This is a genomic window from Bradyrhizobium tropiciagri (genome assembly GCF_018130545.1).
Taxonomy (GTDB): Bacteria; Pseudomonadota; Alphaproteobacteria; order Rhizobiales; family Xanthobacteraceae; genus Bradyrhizobium; species Bradyrhizobium tropiciagri_A.
Window position 1 is genome coordinate 445,516 of the sequence record NZ_JAFCKF010000004.1, and the last position, 24,332, is coordinate 469,847.

At 64.6% G+C, this 24,332-nt stretch carries 28 protein-coding genes; 13 read left to right on the forward strand and 15 right to left on the reverse strand.

Annotated elements, in window-relative coordinates; all coding sequences use genetic code 11:
- Window positions 1–91: 91 nt before the first annotated feature.
- Window positions 92–709, reverse strand: a complete 618-nt coding sequence (locus JQ616_RS19745) for a TetR/AcrR family transcriptional regulator (RefSeq protein ID WP_212017087.1) — start codon at window positions 707–709, stop codon at window positions 92–94.
- 74 nt (window positions 710–783) lie between these two features.
- Here JQ616_RS19745 and JQ616_RS19750 point away from each other — a divergent pair, with 74 nt between their 5' ends.
- Window positions 784–1,188 carry a hypothetical protein gene (locus tag JQ616_RS19750; RefSeq protein WP_212017090.1) on the forward strand — a complete coding sequence of 135 codons (405 nt, stop codon included), beginning with the start codon at window positions 784–786 and terminating at the stop codon, window positions 1,186–1,188.
- Between the two features lie 97 nt (window positions 1,189–1,285).
- On the opposite strand, the gene JQ616_RS19755 is transcribed toward JQ616_RS19750, so the two are convergent.
- The 5 genes from JQ616_RS19755 to JQ616_RS19775 form a co-directional block, all read right to left on the reverse strand.
- Window positions 1,286–2,440 (reverse strand): alpha-hydroxy acid oxidase, encoded by a 1,155-nt coding sequence (locus JQ616_RS19755; protein WP_212017866.1) that lies wholly within the window; start codon window positions 2,438–2,440, stop codon window positions 1,286–1,288.
- 212 nt (window positions 2,441–2,652) lie between these two features.
- Window positions 2,653–3,462, reverse strand: a complete 810-nt coding sequence (locus JQ616_RS19760; RefSeq protein ID WP_212017092.1) for an MlaD family protein — start codon at window positions 3,460–3,462, stop codon at window positions 2,653–2,655.
- A 111-nt stretch (window positions 3,463–3,573) separates the two neighbouring features.
- Window positions 3,574–4,500, reverse strand: coding sequence for a DMT family transporter (locus JQ616_RS19765; RefSeq protein WP_212017094.1), 927 nt, complete (start codon window positions 4,498–4,500; stop codon window positions 3,574–3,576).
- Window positions 4,501–4,677: 177 nt separating this feature from the next.
- Entirely contained in the window at window positions 4,678–5,055 is a 378-nt protein-coding gene (locus tag JQ616_RS19770) for a hypothetical protein (protein ID WP_212017096.1), read from the reverse strand.
- Window positions 5,056–5,424: 369 nt separating this feature from the next.
- Complete coding sequence (locus JQ616_RS19775; protein WP_212017098.1) at window positions 5,425–6,198, reverse strand: helix-turn-helix transcriptional regulator; 774 nt, start codon at window positions 6,196–6,198, stop codon at window positions 5,425–5,427.
- A gap of 81 nt (window positions 6,199–6,279) precedes the next feature.
- Here JQ616_RS19775 and JQ616_RS19780 point away from each other — a divergent pair, with 81 nt between their 5' ends.
- From JQ616_RS19780 to JQ616_RS19790, 3 genes are read left to right on the forward strand one after another with little or no spacing between them, the layout of a single operon-like run.
- Window positions 6,280–6,936 (forward strand): acyl-homoserine-lactone synthase, encoded by a 657-nt coding sequence (locus JQ616_RS19780; protein WP_212017101.1) that lies wholly within the window; start codon window positions 6,280–6,282, stop codon window positions 6,934–6,936.
- Window positions 6,896–8,260, forward strand: coding sequence for a cytochrome P450 (locus JQ616_RS19785; protein WP_249137010.1), 1,365 nt, complete (start codon window positions 6,896–6,898; stop codon window positions 8,258–8,260). Before JQ616_RS19780 ends, JQ616_RS19785 begins: the two co-directional genes overlap by 41 nt.
- 38 nt (window positions 8,261–8,298) lie before the next feature.
- Complete coding sequence (locus tag JQ616_RS19790; RefSeq protein WP_212017103.1) at window positions 8,299–8,517, forward strand: hypothetical protein; 219 nt, start codon at window positions 8,299–8,301, stop codon at window positions 8,515–8,517.
- Between the two features lie 63 nt (window positions 8,518–8,580).
- Here the strand turns inward: JQ616_RS19790 and ybaK are convergent, their stop codons facing one another.
- On the reverse strand, window positions 8,581–9,063 hold the full coding sequence (gene ybaK / locus JQ616_RS19795; protein WP_212017105.1) for a Cys-tRNA(Pro) deacylase: 483 nt from the start codon (window positions 9,061–9,063) through the stop codon (window positions 8,581–8,583).
- Window positions 9,064–9,411: 348 nt separating this feature from the next.
- Here ybaK and JQ616_RS19800 point away from each other — a divergent pair, with 348 nt between their 5' ends.
- The 5 genes from JQ616_RS19800 (at window position 9,412) to JQ616_RS19820 (ending at window position 15,147) form a co-directional block, all read left to right on the forward strand.
- The gene (locus tag JQ616_RS19800) at window positions 9,412–10,704 is read left to right on the forward strand and encodes an adenylosuccinate synthase (protein WP_212017106.1); all 1,293 of its coding nucleotides are present in this window, start codon (window positions 9,412–9,414) and stop codon (window positions 10,702–10,704) included.
- A 35-nt stretch (window positions 10,705–10,739) separates the two neighbouring features.
- Window positions 10,740–12,311: a hypothetical protein gene (locus JQ616_RS19805; protein WP_212017109.1), complete on the forward strand. Its 1,572-nt coding sequence runs from the start codon at window positions 10,740–10,742 to the stop codon at window positions 12,309–12,311.
- A 203-nt stretch (window positions 12,312–12,514) separates the two neighbouring features.
- On the forward strand, window positions 12,515–12,949 hold the full coding sequence (locus tag JQ616_RS19810; RefSeq protein WP_212017111.1) for a DUF5413 family protein: 435 nt from the start codon (window positions 12,515–12,517) through the stop codon (window positions 12,947–12,949).
- Window positions 12,950–13,098: 149 nt separating this feature from the next.
- Window positions 13,099–14,721, forward strand: coding sequence for an inorganic phosphate transporter (locus tag JQ616_RS19815; RefSeq protein WP_212017113.1), 1,623 nt, complete (start codon window positions 13,099–13,101; stop codon window positions 14,719–14,721).
- 57 nt (window positions 14,722–14,778) lie between these two features.
- Entirely contained in the window at window positions 14,779–15,147 is a 369-nt protein-coding gene (locus tag JQ616_RS19820) for a cyclic nucleotide-binding domain-containing protein (protein WP_212017115.1), read from the forward strand.
- Window positions 15,148–15,294: 147 nt separating this feature from the next.
- Here the strand turns inward: JQ616_RS19820 and JQ616_RS19825 are convergent, their stop codons facing one another.
- Together JQ616_RS19825 and JQ616_RS19830 are read right to left on the reverse strand one after the other, a co-directional pair.
- Entirely contained in the window at window positions 15,295–15,540 is a 246-nt protein-coding gene (locus tag JQ616_RS19825) for a GCG_CRPN prefix-to-repeats domain-containing protein (protein WP_212017117.1), read from the reverse strand.
- Window positions 15,541–15,599: 59 nt separating this feature from the next.
- Complete coding sequence (locus JQ616_RS19830) at window positions 15,600–15,842, reverse strand: hypothetical protein (RefSeq protein ID WP_212017119.1); 243 nt, start codon at window positions 15,840–15,842, stop codon at window positions 15,600–15,602.
- A gap of 249 nt (window positions 15,843–16,091) precedes the next feature.
- Between JQ616_RS19830 and JQ616_RS19835 the strand changes: the two genes are divergently transcribed.
- Both JQ616_RS19835 and JQ616_RS19840 read left to right on the forward strand, forming a co-directional pair.
- Window positions 16,092–17,054, forward strand: coding sequence for an AraC family transcriptional regulator (locus JQ616_RS19835; RefSeq protein ID WP_212017121.1), 963 nt, complete (start codon window positions 16,092–16,094; stop codon window positions 17,052–17,054).
- 80 nt (window positions 17,055–17,134) lie between these two features.
- Window positions 17,135–17,683 (forward strand): DUF4112 domain-containing protein, encoded by a 549-nt coding sequence (locus JQ616_RS19840; RefSeq protein WP_212017123.1) that lies wholly within the window; start codon window positions 17,135–17,137, stop codon window positions 17,681–17,683.
- Between the two features lie 147 nt (window positions 17,684–17,830).
- On the opposite strand, the gene JQ616_RS19845 is transcribed toward JQ616_RS19840, so the two are convergent.
- The 6 genes from JQ616_RS19845 to JQ616_RS19870 form a co-directional block, all read right to left on the reverse strand.
- Window positions 17,831–18,121 (reverse strand): hypothetical protein, encoded by a 291-nt coding sequence (locus JQ616_RS19845; protein WP_016844322.1) that lies wholly within the window; start codon window positions 18,119–18,121, stop codon window positions 17,831–17,833.
- A gap of 223 nt (window positions 18,122–18,344) precedes the next feature.
- Entirely contained in the window at window positions 18,345–18,509 is a 165-nt protein-coding gene (locus tag JQ616_RS19850; RefSeq protein WP_212017124.1) for a DUF3309 family protein, read from the reverse strand.
- A gap of 138 nt (window positions 18,510–18,647) precedes the next feature.
- Window positions 18,648–19,025 carry a hypothetical protein gene (locus JQ616_RS19855; protein WP_249137012.1) on the reverse strand — a complete coding sequence of 126 codons (378 nt, stop codon included), beginning with the start codon at window positions 19,023–19,025 and terminating at the stop codon, window positions 18,648–18,650.
- 155 nt (window positions 19,026–19,180) lie between these two features.
- Window positions 19,181–19,594, reverse strand: coding sequence for a peptide-methionine (R)-S-oxide reductase MsrB (gene msrB, locus JQ616_RS19860; RefSeq protein ID WP_212017126.1), 414 nt, complete (start codon window positions 19,592–19,594; stop codon window positions 19,181–19,183).
- A gap of 21 nt (window positions 19,595–19,615) precedes the next feature.
- Window positions 19,616–20,332: a peptide-methionine (S)-S-oxide reductase MsrA gene (msrA, locus tag JQ616_RS19865; RefSeq protein ID WP_212017128.1), complete on the reverse strand. Its 717-nt coding sequence runs from the start codon at window positions 20,330–20,332 to the stop codon at window positions 19,616–19,618.
- A 303-nt stretch (window positions 20,333–20,635) separates the two neighbouring features.
- Entirely contained in the window at window positions 20,636–21,745 is a 1,110-nt protein-coding gene (locus JQ616_RS19870) for an ATP-dependent DNA helicase (protein WP_212017130.1), read from the reverse strand.
- Between the two features lie 198 nt (window positions 21,746–21,943).
- Between JQ616_RS19870 and JQ616_RS19875 the strand changes: the two genes are divergently transcribed.
- Together JQ616_RS19875 and JQ616_RS19880 are read left to right on the forward strand one after the other, a co-directional pair.
- A complete protein-coding gene (locus JQ616_RS19875) occupies window positions 21,944–23,149 on the forward strand; it encodes an LLM class flavin-dependent oxidoreductase (RefSeq protein ID WP_212017132.1) in 1,206 nt (401 codons plus the stop codon).
- A 217-nt stretch (window positions 23,150–23,366) separates the two neighbouring features.
- Window positions 23,367–24,317: a sulfonate ABC transporter substrate-binding protein gene (locus tag JQ616_RS19880; RefSeq protein WP_212017134.1), complete on the forward strand. Its 951-nt coding sequence runs from the start codon at window positions 23,367–23,369 to the stop codon at window positions 24,315–24,317.
- The last annotated feature ends 15 nt before the right edge of the window (window positions 24,318–24,332 follow it).

A 24,332-nucleotide genomic window follows, 5' to 3' on the forward strand; every position in this document is an offset into this window, starting at 1 on the left:
ACACCGTCACCCTGAGGAGCGCGAAGCGCGTCTCGAAGGGTCGACGGCCCGACTAGGGCCGATTCATCCTTCGAGACGCGCTTCGCACTCCTCAGGATGACGGGTTGGAGAGCGGTGCAAGCGCCGCGCGGCACGCCCTCTGCACCACGCGGCAGACCTCGTCCCGCGACCGTCCGGCGCTGAGCGAGGCGAAGGTCGGGTAGCTCGTCAGCGCGAAGATCAGGTCGACGGCATCCTTGCGGGCCTGCGGCGAGGCGCCTTTGTCCGCGATCCGGTCGATCAGCGCGGTGAGGCCGCGGCGGCGGCGCTCGTTGCGCTCGCGGATTGCCTCGGCGAATTCGGGATCGGTCGCCATCGCGTCGTGCAGGCGTCCAACCGCGGAATCCCGGCTCCAGAAGGTGCAGAAGATCTCGACCATGCGGTCGAGCGCGGCGCGTGGATCGGCCATCGTCATGGCGTCGGCGAGCTGATGCAGCCCGCCATGGCGGGCGATCTCATCGAACACCGCTTCCAGCAGCCCGCGGCGCGAGCCGAACTGGTTGTAGACGGTCAGCCGGGTCACGCCGGCGGCCTTCGCCACCGAATCCAGCGAGAAGCGCGCGATGCTCTCGCCTTCACGCAGCGTGCGCGAGGCCGCCTCGATCACGCGCTCGCGCGTCTCGGCGGCCGCGGCGCTGCGCGCCGGGCTCACATAGCTGCGCGGCGGCATCGGCTGGCCTTGTTTTCGCTATATTGACTATACATTATGTATATCTAATTTCCAATGCCGTTTGGAGCAACATCATGCAGACCGTCCTCATCATAGCCCTGTCCCTTCACGTCCTGTCATCGGTGTTTTGGGCCGGCTCCAGCTTCACTTTGGCGCGCACCGGCGGCCTCGGCGGCGAAAAGCTGCTGATTCCGCAAATCGGCGCCGCGACGGTTGCGATCGTGACCGGCGCCACGCTGTGGCGCCTGGTTCATGAAGGTTCGTTCGCGTTGTCGGAGCAGATTCTGGCCGGCGGCGCGGTCGCCGCGCTGGCTGCGGTTGCCGTGCAGATCATCGTCGGTGGTGGCGCAATCAGGCAGTTGCGCAGCGATGCGCGTGATACTTCAGCCGCGCGCTCCCGGCTGGCGATCGCGCAGCGCATCGCGGCCGGGCTGCTCGCGATCACCGCGCTCTGCATGGGCGCGGCGCGCTATGCCTAAAACGCGATGAGATTGAGTTGAATCGTCATCGCGCTTTAGCTCCTTGTTTGAGCATGATCTTTTCGGAAAACCGCTTCGCACTTTTCCGGATCATGCTTTAGAACTTCCGCACCAAATCCGGGGTGATCTCTTTCAGGCTGCGGATGCCGAGCAGCGCGAGATCGCGGTCGATTTCGGCATGCAAGAGCGAGATCGCGCGTGCCACGCCGGCCTCGCCGGCAGTCACGGCGGCATAGAGGAACGGCCGGCCGACCCAGACGAAATCAGCGCCGAGCGCCAGCGCCTTGATCACGTCGGTGCCGCGGCGGACGCCGCCGTCGACCATCACGGTCATGTCGCCCTTCAGCGCCGCGATCTCCGGCAGCATGCGCAAACCGGAGACGGTGTAGTCGAGCTGGCGTCCGCCATGGTTGGAGACCATGACGCCGTCGCAGCCATGCTCGCGCGCCAGCCGCGCGTCTTCCGGCGAGATCAGCCCCTTGACCACGAGCTTGCCGGGCCAGCGCTTGCGGATCAGCTCGACATGCTTCCAGGCGAGCTGGTCGCGGCTGCCGATGTTACGCATCAGATTCTTCGACAGCACCGGCGGGCCTTGCTTGGCGTCCATGTTCTCAAAATGCGGCATGCCGTGGTTGAACACGGTGCGCGCCCAGGTGTTCAGCAGCCAGTCCGGATGGGTGATGGTGTCCCAGAACACCCGCGGCGTGATCTCGAGCGGCACCTGGAAGCCGTTGCGGATATTGTTCTCGCGGTTCGGCGGCACCGGCACGTCGGCGGTGACGACGAAGGTGTCGTAGCCGGCCGCCGCGACGCGATCGACCAGCGGCTCGATGCGCTCCGGGAGGCCGGCGAGGTAGGCCTGGTACCAGGCCTGCTGGTTGGCGGCGCGGACGTCCTCCAGCGTGATCAGCGAGGACGCCGAGAGGATCATCGGGATGTTGGCGGCAGCAGCCGCGCGCGCCAGCACGATGTCGCCGCGATAGGCGCACAGCGCGGAGGAGCCCATCGGCGGAATCCCGAACGGCGAGGCATAGCTCTTGCCGAACAGCGTCGTGGTCTGGTCGCGGCCGGAGACGTCATTCAGCACCCGCGGCACGAAGCCGTATTCGTCGAACGCCCGGCGATTGTCGGTGCGCGCCGTGTCGGTCTCGGCGCCACCGGAGATGTAGCCGTAGAGGAATTTCGGCAACAGCCGCCGCGCCTGCGGCTCGAAATCGTCGAGCGTGAGATAGCGCCGCAGATGCCGGGGCACCGCGGGGGCTGCGCGGTTGACGGTTGCAGGAGGCGGGGAAAGGGCTGCGGTCCGGTCGTGCACGTCTGGCGTTTCCGTTGTCCTTGGTTCTTGACGCAGGCAGTCTAGAGCACGAACCGGACAAGTGCGAAGCGGTTTTGCCTCGCGGCAGACGCGGAACGCGTTGCGCGGAGATCATGGTTCAACACAGGACTGAAGCGTGCTGACGTGCCCTAGCGCCTGGCGGCGGGCCCGGCAATTTTCGCGTTGAACGTGTTGACGGACTGGCTGACGTCACTGAGCGTCTTGCGCGTCTCGGCGATCATGACGCCGGATTTCTTGTCGAAACTCTGGATCAGCTCGCGCAGCGAGATCACGGTCGGCAGCAGCTCGCCGCCGTATTTGTCGCTGCCGAAGCTCTTCAGGAACTTGTCGGCCGAGGTCATCTTGGCGTCGACCGCGCTGATGCCGTCGTCGGCGGCGTCGATGAAGCCGGCGATCAGCTCGCCATTGCCGGAAAGCGAGTTGGTGAAGTTCTCGAGCCCGAGCAGCGAGTCCTTGATGTCGGCCTCGTTCTCGGTGATCACGCGGTCGACGTTGCGCAGCGCGACCCGCAGTTTCTCCTGGATGCCCATGGTGCCTTCGGCGTCGGCGGTCAGTTCCGGAATGCCGTCGGCGCCGACTGCCGGCGGCGGCGCATCATCGGTGCCGCCGGTGAGGGAGATCGAGGCGATCCCGGTGAGGCCCTGGAATTCAAGGCCGGCCTGGGTGTCCTTCTTGATCGGGGCGTTGCCTTCGATCCGGGTCATCGCCACCACGCGGTGCCGGTCGAGCCGGATCGAGACCACCTCGCCGATCCGCACGCCGGCGAAATTGACGCTGGCGCCGCGGCGCAGGCCCGACGCCGAGCCCTCGAACACGACGCGGAACGGCACCATCCGCTTGATGCCCGCATAGCGCTGATAGCCCAGCCAGCCGCCGAGCGAGCCGGCGACGAGGGCTAGCGCGAGGGTGCCGATCACGAGATTGCTGGCGCGCGCCATGCGTAAAACCTGTCCGCGAAGCAGAAGACCTCGAGAAATAGCGGATTTGCCGCCGATAGTCACCGCGCCTGTGCTTGCCTCTCCCCGTAAGAACGGGCGAGGGAAGGAAAGTTATGCGCTCTGCTTCCGAGACGCCGCAAAGACGCCGGCCAGCACGAGCGCGAAGCCGATGAAATGGAAGGCCTGCGGATGCTCGCCGATGAACACGATCGACATGATGGTGCCGAACACCGGAACCATGTGGAAGAACGGCGCGGCGCGGTTGGCGCCGATCAGCTGCACACCGCGGTTGAAGCACAGATAGGCCAGTGTCGAGGGGAACACCGCGACATAGAACAGCGACAGCAGGTTGCTGGTCGTGAGCTGCATCACCGGCCGTGCACCGAGCTCCCAGACGAAGAACGGGATCAGGAACAGCGCGCCGCAGCCGAAGGTGAAGGCCGCGACCGACAGGCCGTGGATCTTGGGCCGCTTCAAGGTCAGCACCGAATACAGCGCGAAGATCACCAGCGCGACGGTGAAGATCAGGTCGCCCTTGTTGAAGTCGATCTTCGACAGCGTCGTGAGATCGCCATGCAGCAGGATGACGAGCACGCCGCACAGTGACAGCAGGACGCCGCAGAGCTGCGCCAGCGTCAGCCGGGTGCCGAGCAGGATCAGCGACCATACGGCCACCACCAGCGGCGCCGCCGATTGCAGCAGCAGCGTGTTGAGCGCCTGGGTGTGCTCGAGCGCCCAGTATTGCAGCGTGTTGAAGGCGCTGATGCCGGTGATCGACAGCAGCATCATGATGCCGAGATTGTTGCGGATCGTGGGCCAGTCGCGGACCATGTGCTTCCAGGCAAACGGCAGGATGATCAGGAAGGCCGCCGACCAGCGCAGGAACGACAGCGTCACCGGCGGGATATGGCCGGCGGCGAGCCGGCCGACGATCGCATTGCCGGCCCAGCAGATCGCGGTGATGCAGAGCAGCAGATATGGCTGGTTGGCGATCCAGGAGCCGGAGGCAGGCGTTGCGGTGGAATCGGAGGCAGACATTCGATGAGGCCCGGGTTCACGACGCCGCGGCCCGCCCGGCTGATAGCGCCGGGCCGGTATCGATTTCCCCGGCCCCTGTCACAGACACGGATTCCGCCATTCCATCAATGGGGATGGACGCATCGCGTCCATGCGCGAACGCCCCTTACTGAGAGCCTGCCGGCGTTTTGCCCGCCGCTACGGCGGCGTGGTCTGGCGCTTGACGATCTGCTCGGCGAGCTCGATCAGGATCCGCTTGGTGTCGGGGTCCTGCACCTCGCGGAATACCCGCAGCATGCGCAGTTCGAGCAGGGATTGCAGCGATTCTGCGACCTGGCCGCCGTGTGCCTGCGCTGTCGCGGCGGGCCGGCGATTGAGCATGTCGGCGGCGACCCCGAGCATCTCGGCAACCGTTGCCAGGCGGCCGGTGTCGATTTTCACGGTGCCGTCGACGCCGTGCTTTTGCAGCGAGGCGCCCGCACACAGGATCTCGGCGAGGTCTGCCTGCGACAATCCGATTGCGCGCCAACGCGCCTGCACCAGTTGATCGATCTGGTCGTCCTGCGATGTGCTCATGGTGCGCTCAGGCGATCTCCAGCTACGTCCGTGGGCGGCAATTCCCCGAGGAAGATTGGTAGCAAATGGAACTGCGGTTCGTCGTGACGGGACTTCTACGGATCATTGAGATCGACGGCTGGTGCCGCCAACGGGCGGCGTGCAGCTCGATCCGCGCCTCCACGACGGCCGGGCCGTCTTGCGGGGCGGGCGGTGTCCTCCGCGCCCATGGTCTGAGATGCTCGCTTTCGCGTCATCCGGCCTTGGCCTTGACCTTGGCCTTGTCAGCCTGACTTTCTTATCAAGACCGCGCCCGAATGCAACCTTGGAGAGATAGTTGCAAACAATCCAATCCTGATATGTGACCTTGCCACATATCGGGGGCATCGCTCACAGGTCGATGATCCCGAGCGCGATGCTCTTGGCCACCCCGTGTGTCTTGTTGGAGGCCTCGAGCTTGCGCAGCGCCTGCTTGATGAAGCCTTCCACCGTCTCCGGCGAGATGCCGAGGATCTGCGCGGTGTCGGCCACGGTCTTGCCGCGCGCGGCCCACGCGATCACTTCCTTTTCGCGGCCCGTGAGCTTGATGGTCTCGGCAGCGTCGGCAGGCTTCAGGATGGTCGGTGCGTTACGCTGGTCGCGGTTGACGATGTCCATCGCCCGCTGCACCCAGTAGATCATCAAGAGATGCAGTTCGTGACGATGGCAGATGAACAACTTGTCGAACTCGCGCGGCTCGTCTTCCCAGAAGAACACCGTCGAACTCGAATGCACGGCGCCGAGCCGGTCGCGATAGTGGAACGGCACCACGAAGCCGTCCTTGAATCCGAACTCGCGGGCAGCATCCATCGTCTTGGCTTCGGGCGCGCGCTTGTGTCCGCTTCGCTCCGGCAGCTTCAGGCTGCTCCAGCTGAATGGCGTGTTGGTGCGTCGCGACCGCGCCAGCGCCGGATCGGCGTGGACGAACTCATTTTGTACATACGCCCGCTTCCAGGCATCGGGAAATGTGCCGACGTGGTAGGGCAGATCGAGATCGGGCCGGCCGGCATCGACAAAGGCGAAGCCCGAGAAGCCGTAATTCTGGACAATACGGTGCAGGGACGAGCTCAGCTCGTCGATGGTATCTGACGCCTCGATGGTCGAAATCGCGTCTACCAGGCCCATTGCCTAAAACCCCCGGTTTCCGGGGGTATCACAGTTGACCCCTTTTGTCCCAGATGTTCCCGCATTTGGAGGAAGGGACAAATGCTTTATTCATTGAACGGCTTTCACGCACTCATTACCAGGGAAGAACTTGATCCGGCTCATGTCGAGGCGATGATGCGGCTGCGCAAGCGGCTGTTCGTCGACCATTGCGGCTGGCTTTTGAGCACGACCGGGGATGTCGAACGCGATCAGTTCGACTGCTGGTATACCGAGCACTGCCTGTTGTTCTCCGGCGTCGAGCTCGTCGGCGGCTTCCGGGCGATCCGCACCGATTATCCCTATCTCACCAAGTCGGTGTTCCCGCAGCTTGCCGTGCTGCGCTTTCCGAGCAGCCGCGAGGTGTGGGAGATCAGCCGTTTCGGCGTGCTGTCGAGCGCTGCGCGGCCGCAGGCGGCACGTGTCAATTACGCGCTGATGTTCCGCTTCGCCGAGCTGCGTGGAGCGAAGGCGCTGGTGGCGCTGGCCGACCTTTCCTATGAGCGTTTTCTCACCCGCATGGACATCCGCACCCGCCGCTATGGCGCGCCGCAGGTGATCGGCAGCGATCGCACGGGCCGCCCGCTGACGGCGCTCGCCGGAGAAATTCCGCTTGGTCTCGCCGACAATCCCGGCCTGACCAAATTCCTCGACCTTGGACGGCAACTGGAGATCCACGATGCCACACATGTTCTCGGACGTTCGAGCATTCCAGCGTGATCCGCTGCGTCTGTTGCTGACGCGCGGCAACGACGCCGAGCTCGGGCTCGTGCCGTTGCGGCTCGGTCCCGCGCCCGTCTTCCTGGTGAACGACCCCGATCTGCTGCGCCCGATCCTCAAGGCGCCGGAGACCGATATCGGCAAGGGCAAGCTGATCAAGAAGCTGACGCCGGTGCTCGGCCGCAGCTCGCTGATGCTGAGCGGCGAGGAGCACAAGCGACGGCGGGCCGTGCTGCAGAAGCACATGGCCAAGGGCAGCGTCGAGAAGTTCCTGCCGCATATGTGCGCCGAGATCCGCGCGGTCGGCGCCAGCCTGGCGCGGCTCGGCTCGTTCGATCCGCACCATGTCACGGCGATGCTGGCGCTGCGCACGATCTGTGTTGCGATCTTCGGCTCCCAGGTGATGTCGTCGGGCGACGAGGAAGCCCTGGTTCAGGCGGTCGGCGTGATCGAGGACGATCTGGCCGAGGAGATGTTCCGCGCCCTGCCGTTCGGTCCGCTGGCCTGGTACCGGCGTCGCCAGAACCGGGTCTGCGCCAAGCTCGCGATGTCGACGGTGGTGCAACGGCTGCGCCGCAAGGCGGGCTCGAGCAGCGCGCTGCGGGATCTCGAGGCACTCGGCCTGACCGATCGCGATCTCGAGGACGAGATCCTGACCTTGCTGCTGGCCGGCCATCACACCACGGGTTCGACGGCGGCGTGGATGTTCTACCAGATGGCGGCCAATCCCGCCTTGATGGACGAGATCGCCGACGAGGCGGCGGAGTGCCTTGGCGATGACGGCGAGCTGCGGCTCGACGCGGTGAAACACGCCAATCTGAGCGCGACGCTGGTCAAGGAGGTCTGCCGGCTCTATCCCAGCGCCTGGTGGTTCTCGCGCGAGGTGATGCAGCCGGTGACGATCGGCGGACGTGACCTCAAGGTCGGCACCTCGCTGTTGATCTGCCCCTGGCAATTGCAGCGCGATCCTCGGCAGTTCGAGGAGCCGGACCGCTTCCTGATGACGAGGCGCTACAACACCGACGCCTTCATCCCGTTCGGTGCCGGCCCGCGCGCCTGTGCCGGCATGGGCGTTGCGATGCTCGAGCTGCAATTGCTCGCGCTCGAGATCGCCGCGGCCTATCGCTTCACCGCCGTTACGCCGAATCCGGCACCGTGGCCGAAGGCCTCGGTGACGCTGATTCCGCCGCCGATGAAGATCGACATCGAAGTTCGCGAGGTGCCATCGCGCGTCCCGCATCTCGGCGAGGAGGCGGAGCACCTGCCTTACATTCCACCGGTCGCTGCGGCGTCCATCAGCACACTACAATCGGTATCCCCATGACAACTCAGATAACAACGGCCAGCATCGGGCAAAGGGCCATGGATCAAGTGCAAGTGCGCAGTCTGCGCGACGTCATCGCTGTCTTGATCGAGCAACGCAGCATCGTGACGGCGGCCGGCGCAGGCTTCGCCGCACATCTGCTCGACCTCGCGATCATGCAGCTGCGGCTCAACGTCAACGATATTTCGGCAGAGGAATTGACCGGCCTGTCCGACTTCGTTGGCGCGGAGTTTACGCGGGACAAATCCTCGCACTGATCGCGCAGCGCGTCTTCGAGCGACATGGGGAGCTTCGGTTTTGATTCAATCGAAGCCGAAGCTCTAGTCCTGGGTTGCCACCAGCGCCTTCATCGAGGCGCCGGCGGCGAGCGCTGCGTCGTTCGGATCGATCTCGATCTGCAGGCCGCGCTGGCCGCCATTGACGAACACGGTGATGTGGGTCAGTGCGGTCTCGTCGATCGCGGTCGGCACTTTCTTCTTCTGACCGAACGGGCTGATGCCGCCGACATGGTAGCCGGTCAGCCGCTCGGCATCGGCCGGGCGCATCATCCTGGCCGACTTGCCGCCGAGGGCCGCAGCGAGCTTCTTCATGCTGACCTCGCAGTCGGACGGCACCACGGCGCAGACCGGCTTGCCGTCAACCTCCGCCATCAGCGTCTTGAGCATGCGGTTCGGCTCGACGCCGAGCGCCTCGGCCGCCTGCAGGCCGATGCTCTCGGCGCTGGAATCGTAGACATAGGTGTGGAGCTTGAAGGCAATGCCGAGCTTCCGCAGTGCCATCGTCGCTGGTGTCGAATTGGGCATGGACCCTGCCGGTTGATCAGGCCGAATGATCGCCGCAATGGCACCGGCGATCAATCGGCCGTACGGCCGGCCCCGGACCGCGCCAACATTAAATTGTCGCCAGCCCGGTGCCATCAGGCGCTGCATGGAATTTTCGGGGGATATCAAAGGGTTGAAGCTCGTCTAAAAGGCGTAAATGACCCCCTTCTTGCTTGCGCAGCCGACCCGCTTCCTTTATCCGGTAGGCGCCTTGCGTGCGCGCGGCCGGGCGCCGCGATTTGGGCTGGGCATATCAATGCATGATCCTGTGGGCGGACGCGTTTTCGCCGCGATCATGGTCTGAAAACACCTGAAGGGAACATCTTCGCAATGGCCAATGTTGTCGTCGTCGGCGCCCAATGGGGTGACGAGGGGAAGGGCAAGATCGTCGACTGGCTGTCGGAACAGGCCGACATCGTCGTGCGCTTCCAGGGCGGCCACAATGCCGGCCATACGCTCGTGATCAATGGCGAGACCTACAAGCTGGCGCTGCTGCCCTCCGGCGTGCTGCGCCCGAACAAGCTCGCGGTGATCGGCAATGGCGTGGTGTTCGATCCACAGGCCTTCCTTGACGAGGTCGCCAAGCTGAAGGGGCAGGGCGTCGCCGTCGGCCCCGATAATCTGCGCATCGCCGAGAACGTCACGCTGATCCTGCCGCTGCATCGCGAGCTGGATTCCCTGCGCGAATCCTCCAACGCCATCACCTCGATCGGCACCACCCGCCGCGGCATCGGCCCGGCCTATGAGGACAAGGTCGGCCGCCGCGCCATCCGCCTGATGGACCTCGCCGATCTCGACACCCTGCCGCACAAGATCGACCGCCTGCTGGCGCACCATAATGCGCTGCGCCGCGGGAACAATCTGCCGGAGATCGACGGCAAGAGCATCCTGGCCGAGCTGTCGGCACTGGCGCCGAAGCTCCTGCCCTATGCCGAGACCGTGTGGCGGCTGCTCGACCTCGAGCGCCGCGCGGGCAAGCGCATCCTGTTCGAGGGCGCGCAGGGCGCGCTGCTTGACGTCGACCACGGCACCTATCCCTATGTGACGTCGTCCAACACGGTGGCCGCGCAGGCCGCGACCGGCACCGGCATGGGTCCGGGCGCGGTTGGCTATGTGCTGGGTATCTGCAAGGCCTACACCACCCGTGTCGGCCAGGGCCCGTTCCCGACCGAGCTGAAGGACGAGATCGGTGAGGAAATCGGCCGTCGTGGCAAGGAATTCGGCGTCAACACCGGGCGCAAGCGCCGGGTCGGCTGGTTCGACGCCATGCTGGTGCGACAGACTGTCCGCACCTGCGGAATTGCCGGGCTGGCGCTGACCAAGCTCGATATTCTCGACGGGTTCGACAGCATCAAGGTCTGCATCGGCTACAAGCTCGACGGCAAGGAAATCGACCATCTGCCGGCGGGCGAGGGTGCGCAGGCCCGGGTCGAGCCGATCTATGAGGTCATCGAGGGCTGGAAGCAGCCGACCGCCAATGCGCGGTCCTGGGCGGACCTGCCGGCCCAGGCCATCAAATATGTCCGCCGGGTCGAGGAACTGGTGGGGTGTCCGATCGCCCTGCTGTCCACCAGCCCGGAGCGTGAAGATACTATTCTGGTACAGAATCCGTTCGAGGCTTAACGGGATATTACCTATATCCCTCCAATTGTGTGGAAATGGCTGACTACTACCCGCTGATCGCCCGTGCCATCGCCGGATTGGACCCCAACGCTCCCGGCGAAGCCCGCCGCGCGCTCTACGCGCGGGCGCGGACGGCGTTGATCCAGCAGCTCCGCGGCGTGCAGCCGCCGCTGTCCGAATCCGAGATCACCCGGGAACGGCTGTCGCTGGAAGAGGCGGTTCGCAAGGTCGAGTCCGAGGCCGCGCAGCGCGCCCGCGACGCCTCGCGCCCGGGCGGCGGCGCTGCCGCTGCCCGCGGCAGCCGCGCCAACGCAAGACCGCCCGAAGCAGGTGCACGGCCGCCCGAGGCCAATTCCGCCGACCCCGCCGCGCGTCCGCGGCCGCCGGCCGAGCCGCGTCCGCCGCGCAATCTGCGCCCCGATGCACCGCCGCCGGCCCCGCCGCGGCCGCAAAACCCGCAGGCTCCCGAGACCCAAGCGCCGCAGGCTCGGCCACCGGCGCCGCCCCGTCGCGGGCCGGAAGGCGCGCCGCCGCCGGTGCCGCCGGCCGCGCCGGGCGTTCGCGGGTTCCGCGACATCACCGCCGACGCCGACGATCTCGGCCGTGCCGCGGCGCAAGCCAGCCGCAACGCGCGCAAGACCTACGCCAACGTGCCGTCGCCCTCGCCGGAATTCGACCGGCTCGAGCCGAGCCTGGAAAACCGTGGCGGCGATCCCGAGGCACCGTATTCCTACGACGAGTCGATCGAAGAGGCCGAGCGCTACACGCCGCAGCCGCCGCAGGGCGCGCCGCCGCAGCGCTCGCGGGTCAGCAATGCCGAGCGCGAGCCGAAGAAGCCGCGCGTCGGCTCGATGTTCCCGTTCAAGACCGCGATCGTGATTGGCATCCTGCTGATCCTGGTCGGCACCGGCATCCTGATGCGGCAGCAGGTCACGACCCTGGTCAGCAACCTGTTCACGTCCTCCGCCCCGGTCGAGGCGCCGAAGGATGCCTCGACGGCGCCCTCGAGCAAGAAGATCACCGACCGCGTCGGCCAACCGTCGTCGTCGGGCGAGCCGGTCGCTCCGGTGGCGCAGCGCGTCGTGCTCTATGACGAGGACCCGTCGGATCCGAAGGGCAAGCAATATGTCGGTTCGGTGGTCTGGCGCACCGAGCAGGTCAAGGGATCGGGCAACCAGAAGCCCGACATCGCCGTGCGCGCCGACATCGACATCCCGGATCGCAAGTTCAAGATGACGATGTCGTTCCGCCGCAACACCGACACATCGCTGCCGGCGAGCCATACCGCGGAATTGACCTTCATCCTGCCGCAGGACTTCGCCAATGGCGGCGTCGGCAACGTGCCGGGCATCCTGATGAAGTCGAACGAGCAGGCCCGCGGCACGCCGCTGGCCGGCCTCGCGGTCAAGGTCACCGACGGCTTCTTCCTGGTCGGCCTCTCCAACGTCGACGCCGACCGCTCGCGCAATTTGCAGCTCCTGAAGGAGCGCTCCTGGTTCGACGTGCCGCTGGTCTACACCAACCAGCGCCGCGCCATCATCGCGATCGAAAAGGGCGCCCCCGGGGAGCGGGCGTTCAACGACGCGTTCGCGGCGTGGGGTGAGTAACGAGCGTTACGCTCACCTCGATGCGTCACGTGTGATCGCCCGGCTTGGTCCGGGCGATTCCGTATCGCAGCAACGTCGGCCACCGGGCTGTTGCAGCGCATCGATGCTCCGAGCTTGCCGAACATTTGCCGGGTAATTTCTATTTTCCCTAGAACCATCGCGTGACTGCGTTACACTCGCCTGACGTCGGGCAAGGGCACGCCATGAAACGCTATCTGATCTTCGCAGCCATCGGGCCGTTCATCGGCGGCTTCCTGCTGTTGCTGATGACCACCTATCAGTCCGGCTACTGGACCGAGACCAATGGCGGCGAGGTGGCGAAGCTGCTCGTCGTGTTCGTGAAGTCGCTGCAATACAATTATCTGTTCGGCATCGTGCCGTCGCTGATGTTCGCTGCCGTCGACGACATCCTGATGCATGTGCGGCGGATTTCGCCGGTGGTGCGGATGCTGCTCGTGGGCGCGGTGGCGTTTATCGGCGCGGCGCTGACCTATGCCTCGCATGGCTCCGAGAGCGGCGCGGTGCAGTTCATCCTGTACGGGATGGTCGGCTTCATCCCGGGTATGATCTCGTCGTGGCTGGCGCACAAATATGCCGAAGAGCTGCACGCGCCGGCCCAGCCGGCATCACAGCACTAGTTCAGTTATACCAATCCTGTCAGGGAATTAGGTGCCAGCCGGGAGTTGGCCGCGTCGTCTTTCACGCAACTGTCACATGGGCGTCATGTAGACGTAGTCCCAATGTCACATGGCCGCTTTTGTCCTCCCGCGGCTATGAGGGCAATCACATGAGTGATGTGGCGTTACCTGGTTCGATCGAGCCTGCGCGGCGTGGCGGACCCGATCTCGAGAAGGGCTTTCATCCGCTCACCGGCATCATCTATCTCGGCATCATCGGCGCCGCGCTGCTGTTCGTGGCCTACAGCATCTATGCGGATGTCGGGTCGACGGGGGCGGGCAAGACCTCCTATGCGGCGTTCTTGCTGCTGTTCGTTGCGTTGTTGATCTCGCTCGGCTTCGAATTCGTCAACGGCTTCCACGATACCGCGAATGCCGTCGCGACCGTGATCTACACCCGCTCGATGCCGGCCCACATTGCCGTGGTCTGGTCGGGCTTCTTCAACCTGATCGGCGTCCTGCTCTCCAGCGGCGCGGTTGCGTTCGGCATCGTCTCGCTGCTGCCGGTCGAATTGATCCTCCAGGTCGGCAGCAGCGCCGGCTTCGCGATGGTGTTCGCGCTGCTGATCGCCGCGATCATCTGGAACGTCGGCACCTGGTATTTCGGATTGCCCGCCTCGAGCTCGCACACCCTGATCGGATCGATCATGGGCGTGGGCATCGCGAACGCCTTGATGCACGGCAGGGAAGGGACATCCGGCGTGGACTGGTCGCAGGCCGTCAATACCGGCAAGGCGCTGTTGCTGTCGCCGCTGTTCGGATTCATGCTGGCCGCGATCCTGCTCTACGGCCTGAAGAGCGTGCTGCTGCGCGCGACGCCGGCGCTGTTCGGCGAGCCGAAGGGCGATCAGCCGCCGTCATGGTGGATCCGCGGCATCCTGATTCTGACCTGCACCCTGGTCAGTTTCTTTCATGGATCGAACGACGGTCAAAAGGGCATGGGCCTGATCATGCTGATCCTGATCGGTGTGGTGCCGACCGCCTATGCGCTCAACCGCGCGATGCCTGCAAGCCAGATCGAGGCGTTCACCGCGAACTCGGCGGCGGCGAGCAAGGTCATCGAGGATCGGGGGGCCGATCGCAAGGTCGCGGGCAATCCGCGTCCGGCGGTGACGAACTACATCACACTCCGGCAGCTCACCGACGATACCTATCCCGCGCTCGCCGTTCTGGTCAGCGAGATCCGTGACCAGGTCGTGCAGTACGGCTCGCTGGCGAAATTCCCGGCCGAGACCGTCGGCAACACGCGCAACGACATGTATCTGGTCTCGGAGGCGCTGCGCCTCTTGATGAAGAGCAGCGACAACGGGCTGAACGATGCCGATGTCGCGACGCTCAATCGCTACAAGGGCTCGCTGGATGCCGCCACCAAATTCATTCCGTCCTGGGTGAAGATCGCGGTCGCCATCGCGCTCGGCCTCGGCACCATGGTTGGTTGGAAACGGATCGTCGTGACGGTCGGTGAAAAGATCGGCAAGACCCACCTGACCTACGCGCAGGGCGCCTGCGCCGAGATCACGGCGGCTGCGACCATCGCCGCGGCGGACGGCTACGGCCTGCCGGTGTCGACGACGCATGTGCTGTCATCGGGCATCGCAGGCACCATGACCGCGAACGGCTCCGGCCTGCAATGGTCGACTATCCGCAACATCGCGATGGCCTGGGTCCTGACCTTGCCGGTGGCGATGCTGATCTCGGGTACGCTCTATTTTGTTTTCGCGCATTTATTTTAGCCGGAGCCGCAGACAACAGGGACGTCTGCGTCCCGGTTCTGGGAAAGGGATTTTGAAGTGGCAGATGCAAGTTTCAGCCTTCTGACGGGCAATGATATCGAAACGCGGCTGGTGCGCGCCGGGGGCGTGATTTTTCGCGAGGGCGAGCAGGCCAACGAGCTGTTCGTGATCAAGAGCGGCTATGTGCGCATCCAGGTCGGCAACAAGACCATAACGGAGCTGGCGCCCGACACGATCTTCGGCGAAATGGCGTTGATCGACAACGAGCCGAGGAGTGCGACCGCGACGGCGCTGACCGATGTCGAGCTGGTCCCGGTCTCGGAAAAGCAGTTTCTCTTCCTCGTCGGCCAGACGCCGCATTTTGCCCTCAAGGTGATGAGGACGCTGGCACAGCGGCTCAGGACCATGAACAAGGGTGTGTACTGAGGCGAACGAAGCATCTCGCCAATTCACGTTTCGCGTGAGGTGGCGTCTGCCCGGCTCGAACACGCTCTCGCTGATCGCTGCAAGCAAAAGCGGCGGACGTTTCCGTCCGCCGCCTGTGTGATGCAAAAGGTCTGCGTGATCAAATCTTCAGGTGCCGTTGGCGCGGCAGCGGCCGCCCGGTCCGAGATACCAGCCGCGCGGACAGGCGTGCATCCACGGCCGCGCGTAGTTGTGGCGGCAGCCGCCATAGGGGCCGCGATGCCAGCCGCCGCCGCAGCCGCCGGCGACCGCGATGACATCGGAATTCTGGGTGGGTGCAACCGGCGCGAGCGGCATCGCGCTGGCGCTGCCGAGCGTGGCGAGAAGGAAGGCGGCCGCAATCAATCTGGTCATGTGTATCGTCCTCTGCTGATGTCAAAAGTCATTCGTCAGTTTGCTCGCTCAAAAGGATTCTAACCGCCGGCGGCAAACGCGATGCCGGCGCGCACCTCGCCCATCGCCTGATCGATCAGGCCGAGCGCGCGCTCGCGGTGGCCGCCCTTGTTCGGCGTTGCCTTGGTGAGCTCGGCACGCGCCGATTGCAGCATTGCAAGGGTCTCATCCATGTGCGGCTGGGCGCCGATTGCGTAGCCGATCCCCATGCCGGTGGTGATCGCCACACCGAGCAACACCTTGCGGATCGCGGAAGTCTTCATCTCATGGTCTCCTCTGGCTGGCCTGCTTGTGTGCGGGGGCTCACTTTGAGCGCCTTCTCCTGGCTGCTAGCCCGGCGCCATCGGTAAGCCCGTTGCGATGCCTGCGTCTTGGACTGGGAAGCGCCGGAGAATTCCCCACTTGGACTGTCCGGCGCTGTGGCACGGACCGGCGACGCGATGGTAGGTTTCAGCCGCCGTTCATCTGGTGGTGGCCAGACTGCCGGCGCACACCTTGGTCCTGTCCTTCCGATGTCCGTCATCAAGAAAAGGCTGTCGACCGACATGCTGCCGCCGGGCCTCGGCGAGCGGCAGCGCTACATGTTCTTCGCCGAGCTGTTCGAGCATTTCTCCAACACCGGCGAGCTCGACCCGTCACCATCGGTGCCGTTTCGCGCGACGATGAATTCGATCCATATCGGCACCACCTTGCTCGGCCGCTGCAACGGCAGCTTCACTAGCGTGCGGCGCGAGCGGCGCCAGGTGCTGGCGACCAATGACGACCGTTATTGCCTGGCACGCAACACCGGCGATCGGGCCTCGATGGTGACCCATCGCGGCCGTGAATTTCAGATGCGGCCGGGTGCGATGGTACTGCTCAAGCTGGACGAGCCCTTCTTCACCGCCGATGGTGCCCACCATAAGCGCTTCACCAATGTCCATCTGCCGATGGCGACCTTGCGCTCCATGGTCGCCGGGGTCGATGACCTGGTCGGTCAGGAGCTCGCGCCGGGCGGTGCGCTGTCGCTGGCGATGGACTACAGCGACCTACTGCTGAAATCTGCCGATGCCGTCGACGAGGCCGGCTTCGCCATTGCCGCGCATCTGCTGGATCTCGCAGCGCTCGGCCTCGGCGCCCGCGGCGATCTTGCGGTCGCCGCCCAACGTCGCGGGCTCCGCGCGGTCAGGCTGAAGTCGCTGCTGATGATCCTGGAGAGACGCTTCACCGAGCCGGACTTTTCCGCGCACAAGCTCGCCGCCGCGACCGGCCTGTCGGAGCGCTATGTCAACGAGCTGCTGTTTGAGGCGGGCGCGAGCTTCACCATGCGGCTGACCGAGCTGCGGCTGACCAAGGCCGCCGAATTGCTGGTCCATGACGCCGAGCGGCGGATCAGCGACATCGCCTTCGATTGCGGGTTCAACGACCTGTCCTATTTCAATCGCTGTTTCCGCCGCCGCTTCGGCTTGACGCCGTCAGCGGCGCGCGGCACGTGATGCTTGCGCGTGACTGAGCCTTGAACGTGACACAGTGGTAATGTGACGCAACTTGAACCGCTTGCCTGCATTACCATGTGATGGCCATGCCCGAGGACGACATCTTCACGCCCCACGCAACGCGATCGCGGCCGCCCTTCGGCGGGGCGCAGGCGCGCGGCAAGGTGATCGATCAGGACGGGCGCGAGCTCGGCGATGGCCCGCTGCATCCGCAGTTCCAAGGCTTTCAGGATGGCTTCCGCTTCGACTTCCGCAATTCGAGCGCCAATCCGTTCGGCAATCTAACCCGTGAGGAGCGGCTCGCGCGGCTCGAGATGATCGCAAGGCTGCTCGACGTCGCCTTCGTGGTGCCGGGCACCAATGTCCGCTACGGCATCGACGGGCTGATCGGCCTGATCCCCGTGATCGGCGATCTCATCACGACCGCGATCTCGCTGTGGCTGGTGCGCGAGGCCCGGCTGCTCGGCGCGCCCTGGCACATCACCGCGCGGATGCTCGCCAATGTCGCGGTCGACGGCGTGGTCGGCATGGTGCCGGTGGCCGGCGATGCCTTCGACGTCATGTTCCGCGCCAATATCCGCAATGTGCGGATGCTGCGGCGCTGGCTCGACAAGCAGCCGAGACTTTAAGGCGCGATTAATCCGGACCCGAAGGGCCGCGTTAGCGCAAAGTGTGCAGCGGCTTTCCGATCAGATTCTCCGCAAGAAAGACTCTTCCCAAAAACAAAAGCCCCCGGATCGGTCCGAGGGCTTTTCGTTAAGCGAGGAGCAGAAATCTTACGCGGCGTCGGCGTCGGTCTGGCTGGCGGCGGGGCGCGGACGGCGCGGCAGCGGGAAGGCTTCGCTCTCATACAGCGAGCGGATGCCGTTCTGGTCGAAACGGGCTTCCTCGACCTGCAGATAGGCGCCGTTCAGCGAGTCCGCCGGCAACTGCTCCATCGCGAACTGCACGGCCTCGGCAGCAGTGCCGAAACGGCGGTAGGCGAAACCCGCCCGCTTCTTCTTGCGGATCGCGGCGGGGAACAGTTCGGCTGACGTGTTATAGTTGAACGGACGCAGGGGACGCATGGTCGACGACCTCTTGTGTTCTTGGCAGTTGGCGTGGCGCAAGGGATTTTGGGGGACGGCGGCCTATCTCGGCGGCGCACCGTACATGTCATTTCGATCCCTAATATAGGCCTCTTTGACAAAAATGCGACCCCAGAAGCGCCCCTGACAGGGCACATGCTGAATCCGCGCATAGCACGGGGTACGATCAAATAAGACCTTCTATTTCAATAGCTTATAGCTCTCAGATCTTGTCGAGCCAGGCCAGGATCGCGACCACGATCAAAATCACCCCGAAAAGGCCCATTCCGGAGTGGCCGAGCCCATAGCCATAGCCTCGGATCCGGCCGCTATAGCCGCCGAGCAGGACAATCAGCAGAATGATGATGAGGATCAGTCCAAGCGACATGGCGCCCTCCTCAGAACAGGCGGCAGCCGCACGGCGAGACGCCTACGGCCCCGCAGGTTCCAAGCAAAGCACATTCCGGGGCGCGAGTCGTTAAGGACGCCCGCCGATCACGAGGATGTTGTTGGCCGGCCTGGGCGTCTACTTCTTGCTTTCGTCGATCGGGAGCACCTTCAGCGGGGTCGGATAGGGCTCCACCCGCAGCGAGTCGCTGGCGATCAGGCCGACCTTGTGCAGCGGCGCCTGTTCGAGATCGCCTGAGGCGGATTTGTGCACGGCGTATTGCCAGACGCTCATCGAGCCCTTGGCGACCAGCATTTTGGCGATGCCGCCGGCATTCTGGCCGTCGACCTGGGCGAGGTCGGCATCGGTCAGGCCGATCACGATCTCGTCCTTCGAGGTGATGACCTTGAACAGCGAGATCTTGTCGGCGGCGAATGCCGGCCCGCTCAAAGTGCTCCCCATGATGACGCTGGCAAGGCCGAGGCCGGACAAGAGCTTTCCTGGAATCCGTGACATCAAAATTTCCTTGTGTTTGCGCGCGGCCGGGCCGGGTCCAAACAAAACCCCGCGCGACCGGTTCTTGGTCGCGCGGGGCGGAGCAAACGTTCGACGGGGCGAGCCGATTATTCGGTTCGGCCGCGCCTGCGCGGGGCATGCCCGCGCAGGCGTCGTTACTTCTTCTCGTCGAGCTTCAGCGCTGCCGAGTTGATGCAGTAGCGCAGGCCGGTCGGGCCGGGGCCGTCGTTGAAGACGTGGCCGAGATGGCCGTCGCATTTCGAGCACAGCACCTCGGTGCGGATCATGCCGTGGCTCATGTCGCGCTCCTCGTCGACATGGCTCTCGACCGCGGGCTTGGAGAAGCTCGGCCAGCCGCAGCCGGAATCGAACTTCTGGTCGGACTCGAACAGCGTCTGCCCGCAGCCGGCGCAGACATAGGTGCCCTTGCGCGGGTCGTGCTCATATTCGCCGGTGAAGGGCCGCTCGGTCGCCTTTTCCCGCAGCACGGCGTACTGCATCGGCGACAACTCCTTGCGCCACTCGGCCTCGCTCTTGCGGACCTTGCCGTCGGTTTTGGTATCGGACATTCAACCTCCTTTGCGAGATGCTCAGTTGGTGGCCTTGGTGCTGCTCACCAGCGTCGGCTTCTCGATGTAGTTCTCCGCGAAGATCTTCTTCAGGTTCTCGACCTTCGGGATGTCGTTATACGCAATATAGGGCTGGCTCGGGTGCAGCGTCAGATAGTCCTGGTGGTAGCCCTCCGCCGGATAGAACGCCTCCAGCGCACCGATCTTGGTGACGATCGGCTTCTTGAAGACCTTGGCAGCGTTGAGCTGGGCGACATAGGCATCCGCGACCTTCTTCTGCTCGTCGCTGGTGGTGAAGATCGCCGAGCGATATTGCGTGCCGGAATCGGGGCCCTGCCGGTTCAGCTGGGTCGGGTCGTGCACGACCGAGAAGAAGATCTGCAGGATCTTGCCGTAGGAGATCTTCTGCGGGTCGTACTTGATCTCGACGGACTCGGCGTGGCCGGTGGTGCCGGTCGAGACCTTTTCATAGTCGGCATTCGCCTTGCTGCCGCCGGAGTAGCCGGACACCGCGCTGACGACACCGGCGGTGTGCTGGAACACGCCCTGCACGCCCCAGAAGCAGCCACCGGCGAGCACCGCAGTCTTGATGCCGGTTTCCGGCGCGCTCGCGGCCGGCGGCGGGATGATCACGGCGTCCTCGGCGGCGAGCGAGGGCGCGACGGCAAACGCTGCGACGGCCAGCGCGCCGATTGCGGCTGCGCTGAGCGCGAGGCGGCTGAGGGAGCTTTTGGGCATGGGTTCCTCGTGGGATCGCAATTGGGGGCCAGTCTAGAGCGGGAGCCGGCATTGGCAAACCGGGCCGGGCTGCTCCGACGCTTCAAAATACGGGCGACGGGGCGTTTTGTTACGGTGCCAGCCACACGGTTTCGTGAGGGAAATAGTGGTGGTTCAAGGGGGTAGGTGGCGTGCTCCCGTCACCCTGAGGAGGCCGCAGAGCGGCCGTCTCGAAGGGTCGACGGCCACAGGCCGGGCCGTACATCCTTCGAGACGCCGCTTCGCGGCTCCTCAGGATGACGCGTCTATAAAGCGCGCGGCCCGTTACACCACGATGCTGAGCCGCTTCGCCGCCCGCGTAATTCCCGTGTACAGCCACCGCGCGCGCGAGTCCTGGAACGCAAAGCTCTCGTCGAACAGCACGACGTCGTCCCATTGCGAGCCCTGCGACTTGTGCACGGTCAGCACATAGCCGAAGTCGAACTCGTCATAGGGCTTGCGCTGCTCCCACGGCACGCCCTCGACGCCGCCGTCGAAGCATTCGCCGCGCACCGAGACCTTGGTGACCTTGTAGCCGAAATCCTCGTCCGGCATCACGCGCATGGTGATGATCTTGGATTTCGACTGCGCGCGCGCCTTGACCCGCCAAAGCCCGCCGTTGAACAGGCCCTTCTTGCGGTTGTTGCGCAGGCAGACCAGCTTGTCGCCGGCGACCGGCAAGGGATCCTCGATGTTCAGCCGCTGCCGCACCCGCATGTTGTAGGCGCGGCGGGTGTTGTTGCGGCCGACCAGCACCTGGTCGGCGCTCATCACGCGGTCCGGATCGAGCTCCTTGCGCGACACCACTTCGCTCTCGCCATGGCGGCCGATCTCGAGCTCGCGGCCTTCGCGGATATCCATCGACATCCGCACGATCGGATCGTCCTGCGCCTGGCGGTGCACCTCGGTCAGCATCGCGTCCGGCTCGGCGTCGGTGAAGAAGCCGCCGCCCTGGATCGGCGGCAATTGCGCGGGATCGCCGAGCACGAGCAGCGGGCAGTCGAACGACATCAGGTCGCGGCCGAGCTCGGCATCGACCATCGAGCATTCGTCGATCACGATCAGCTTGGCTTTCGAGGCCGGCGCGTCGTCCCAGAGCTCGAAGCTCGGCTGCTCGACGCCGGACTCGCGGGCGCGGTAGATCAGCGAATGGATCGTCGAGGCGCTGTCGCAGCCCTTGTTGCGCATGACGAGCGCCGCCTTGCCGGTGAAAGCCGCGAACTTCACCTCGCCGTCGACGCCTTCGGCGATGTGCTGGGCGAGCGTGGTCTTGCCGGTTCCGGCATAGCCGAACAGGCGAAACACCGGCGGCGTGCCGTTCTGGCCGGGCTTGGCTTTCAGCCAATCGGCGACGGCTTTCAGCGCGGAATCCTGGTGCGGCGTAAAAGTGGTCATGAGCTTTCGGAGGGATGAGCGCGCGATCAATAACGCCGCGACTCAGGCCAGCACAAGCTAACCATTCGTGCGTTCCAATCAAGCGTGCTTCCGCTGCGCGGAATTGGGGTTTCGTCCCCGAGGCTAGACTTGGGTCGCCGCAGCACTAGACTGATCGAAAATAACAAACGGTCGGGGACGGACCTTGGGAGTGACGCCATGAAATTCGGCATCTTTTACGAGCTGCAACTGCCGCGCCCCTGGAACGATGGCGACGAGCTCAGGCTCTACCAGAACGCGCTGACCCAATTGGAGACCGCCGACCGGCTGGCTTACGATTACGCCTGGGTCGTCGAGCATCATTTCCTCGAGGAATATTCGCACTCGCCGGCGCCGGAATCCTTCCTCGCTGCCGCCAGCCAGCGCACCAAAAACATCCGGCTCGGCCACGGCATCTTCCAGCTCACCACCAATCATCCCGCGCGCGTCGCCGAGCGGGTCGCGGTGCTCGATCTGCTGTCCAACGGCCGCTGCGAGTTCGGCATGGGCGAGAGTGCCTCGATCACCGAGCTGACCCCGTTCGGCCGCGACATGGAGACCAAGCGCGAGGTGTTCGAGGAGGCGGTGCAGGCGATCTTCCCGATGTTCACCAAGGTCGGCACCGAGCATCACGGCAAGTATTTCGACATTCCCCTGCGCAATGTCGTGCCGAAGCCGGTGCAGAAGCCGCATCCGCCGCTCTGGATGGCGTGCTCGCAATTGCCGACGATCGAGCGCGCCGGGCAGAACGGTTTTGGTGCGCTCGGCTTCCAGTTCGTCAGCGCCGAGGCGGCGCATGCCTGGGTGCACGCCTATTACAACGCGATCACCAAGCGGCTGAACAAGCTCGCCGACTACGAGATCAATCCGAACATGGCGCTGGTCTCTTTCTTCATGTGCGCGAAGACGGACGAGGAGGCGCGCAAGCGTGCCGACGGCGCGACCTTTTTCCAGTTCGCGCTGCGCTACTACGGCCAGGCGCTGAACCGGCAGCGACCGGCGCCCGGCACCGTCAACATGTGGGACGAGTACAACAAGTGGAAGCGCGACAATCCGGAGGCGCAGGAGGCCGCGCTGCGCGGCGGCCTGATCGGTTCGCCCGAGACTATCGCCAAGAAGCTGCGGCGCTTCCGCGCCTCCCATATCGACCAGGTGATCCTGCTCAACCAGGCCGGCAAGAACACGCATGAGCATATCTGCGAGTCGCTCGAGCTGTTCGGCAAGGAAGTGATGCCGGAGTTTCAGCACGATCCCGAGCACGATGCCTGGAAGAAGGGCGTGCTGGATGGTTCAATCCAGCTCGAGGAGATCGACACCCAGGCGTTCTCGGACCGCTACGGTAAACTCGCGGTCAATGTCGGCTCGAAGGCCGCCGCTGCGGGCTGATCTGTTTTTGTGCAGCGACCTCGCGATCTCGTGAGGAAAATAATTCGCTACACGTGATCCACGCTTTAAAAGAAACGGCACGCGCGATGCCTGCACCGAAGTGCAGGCATCGCTATTTTTGTGCGGTGCTCGACAGCTTCATCCGCGCGCCCCATCATCCTGACATCGCATGATCGTGCAGCGCGAGTGCGCGCTTGATCGTCAGGAGAGTCTTGCAATGAAGCGTCGTGAGTTCCTTCAACTGTCGCTGGTTACAGCCGCCGCTGCAGCGCTGTCACGAGGCGCGAAGGCACAGGCCGCCGCCAAGGAAATTCGTATCGGCTACCAGAAGAACGGCGTGCTGGTCATCACGCGTCAGCGCGAAGCCTTGGAAAATCATTTCAAGCCGCAGGGCATCAGTGTGAAATGGGTCGAGTTCTCCTCGGGCCCGCCGATGATGGAAGCGATGAATGTCGGCAGCGTCGATTACGGCGCCGTCGGCGATTCCCCGCCGATCTTCGCGCAGGCCGCCGGTGCGGCCATCGTCTATGCCGCCGCGCAGCCGATCATCAACGGGTCGGGCATCCTGGTGCCGCAAAATTCGGCAATCACGGATATCGCCGGTCTCAAGGGCAAGCGTGTCGGCTTCACGAAGGGATCCAGCGCACATAACGTCGTGATCCAGACGCTGGAGAAAGCCGGGCTCACCTACGACGACATCACCCCGGTCTACCTGACGCCGCCGGACGCCGGTCCCGCTTTCGCCAATGGCGGCATCGATGCCTGGGCGATCTGGGATCCGTATTTCGCGATCGCCGAGACCAAGCAGAACGGCCGCATCCTGGTGAAGACCCGCGATATCACCAAGACCAATTCGTTCTACATCGCCAACCGCGACTTCGCGAACCGGCACGGTGCCCTGCTGCAGCAGATCGTCGACGTCACGACGTCGACCGCGGCATGGGCGGAGGCGCATCCCGACGAGGTCGCGCAATCGCTCGCCGCTGTCACCGGCGTGCCGCTGGATATCCAGACCATCGCGGCGCGACGGGCCGGCTTCTCGGTCGGACCCATCACTGACGACATCATCGCGACCCAGCAGGGCGTCGCCGACCGCTTCTTCAAGCTGGGCCTGATTCCGAAGCAGATCGCGATCCGCGACATCGTCTGGCGCAACACCCAGACCTGATCGCGCGCTTTGGTC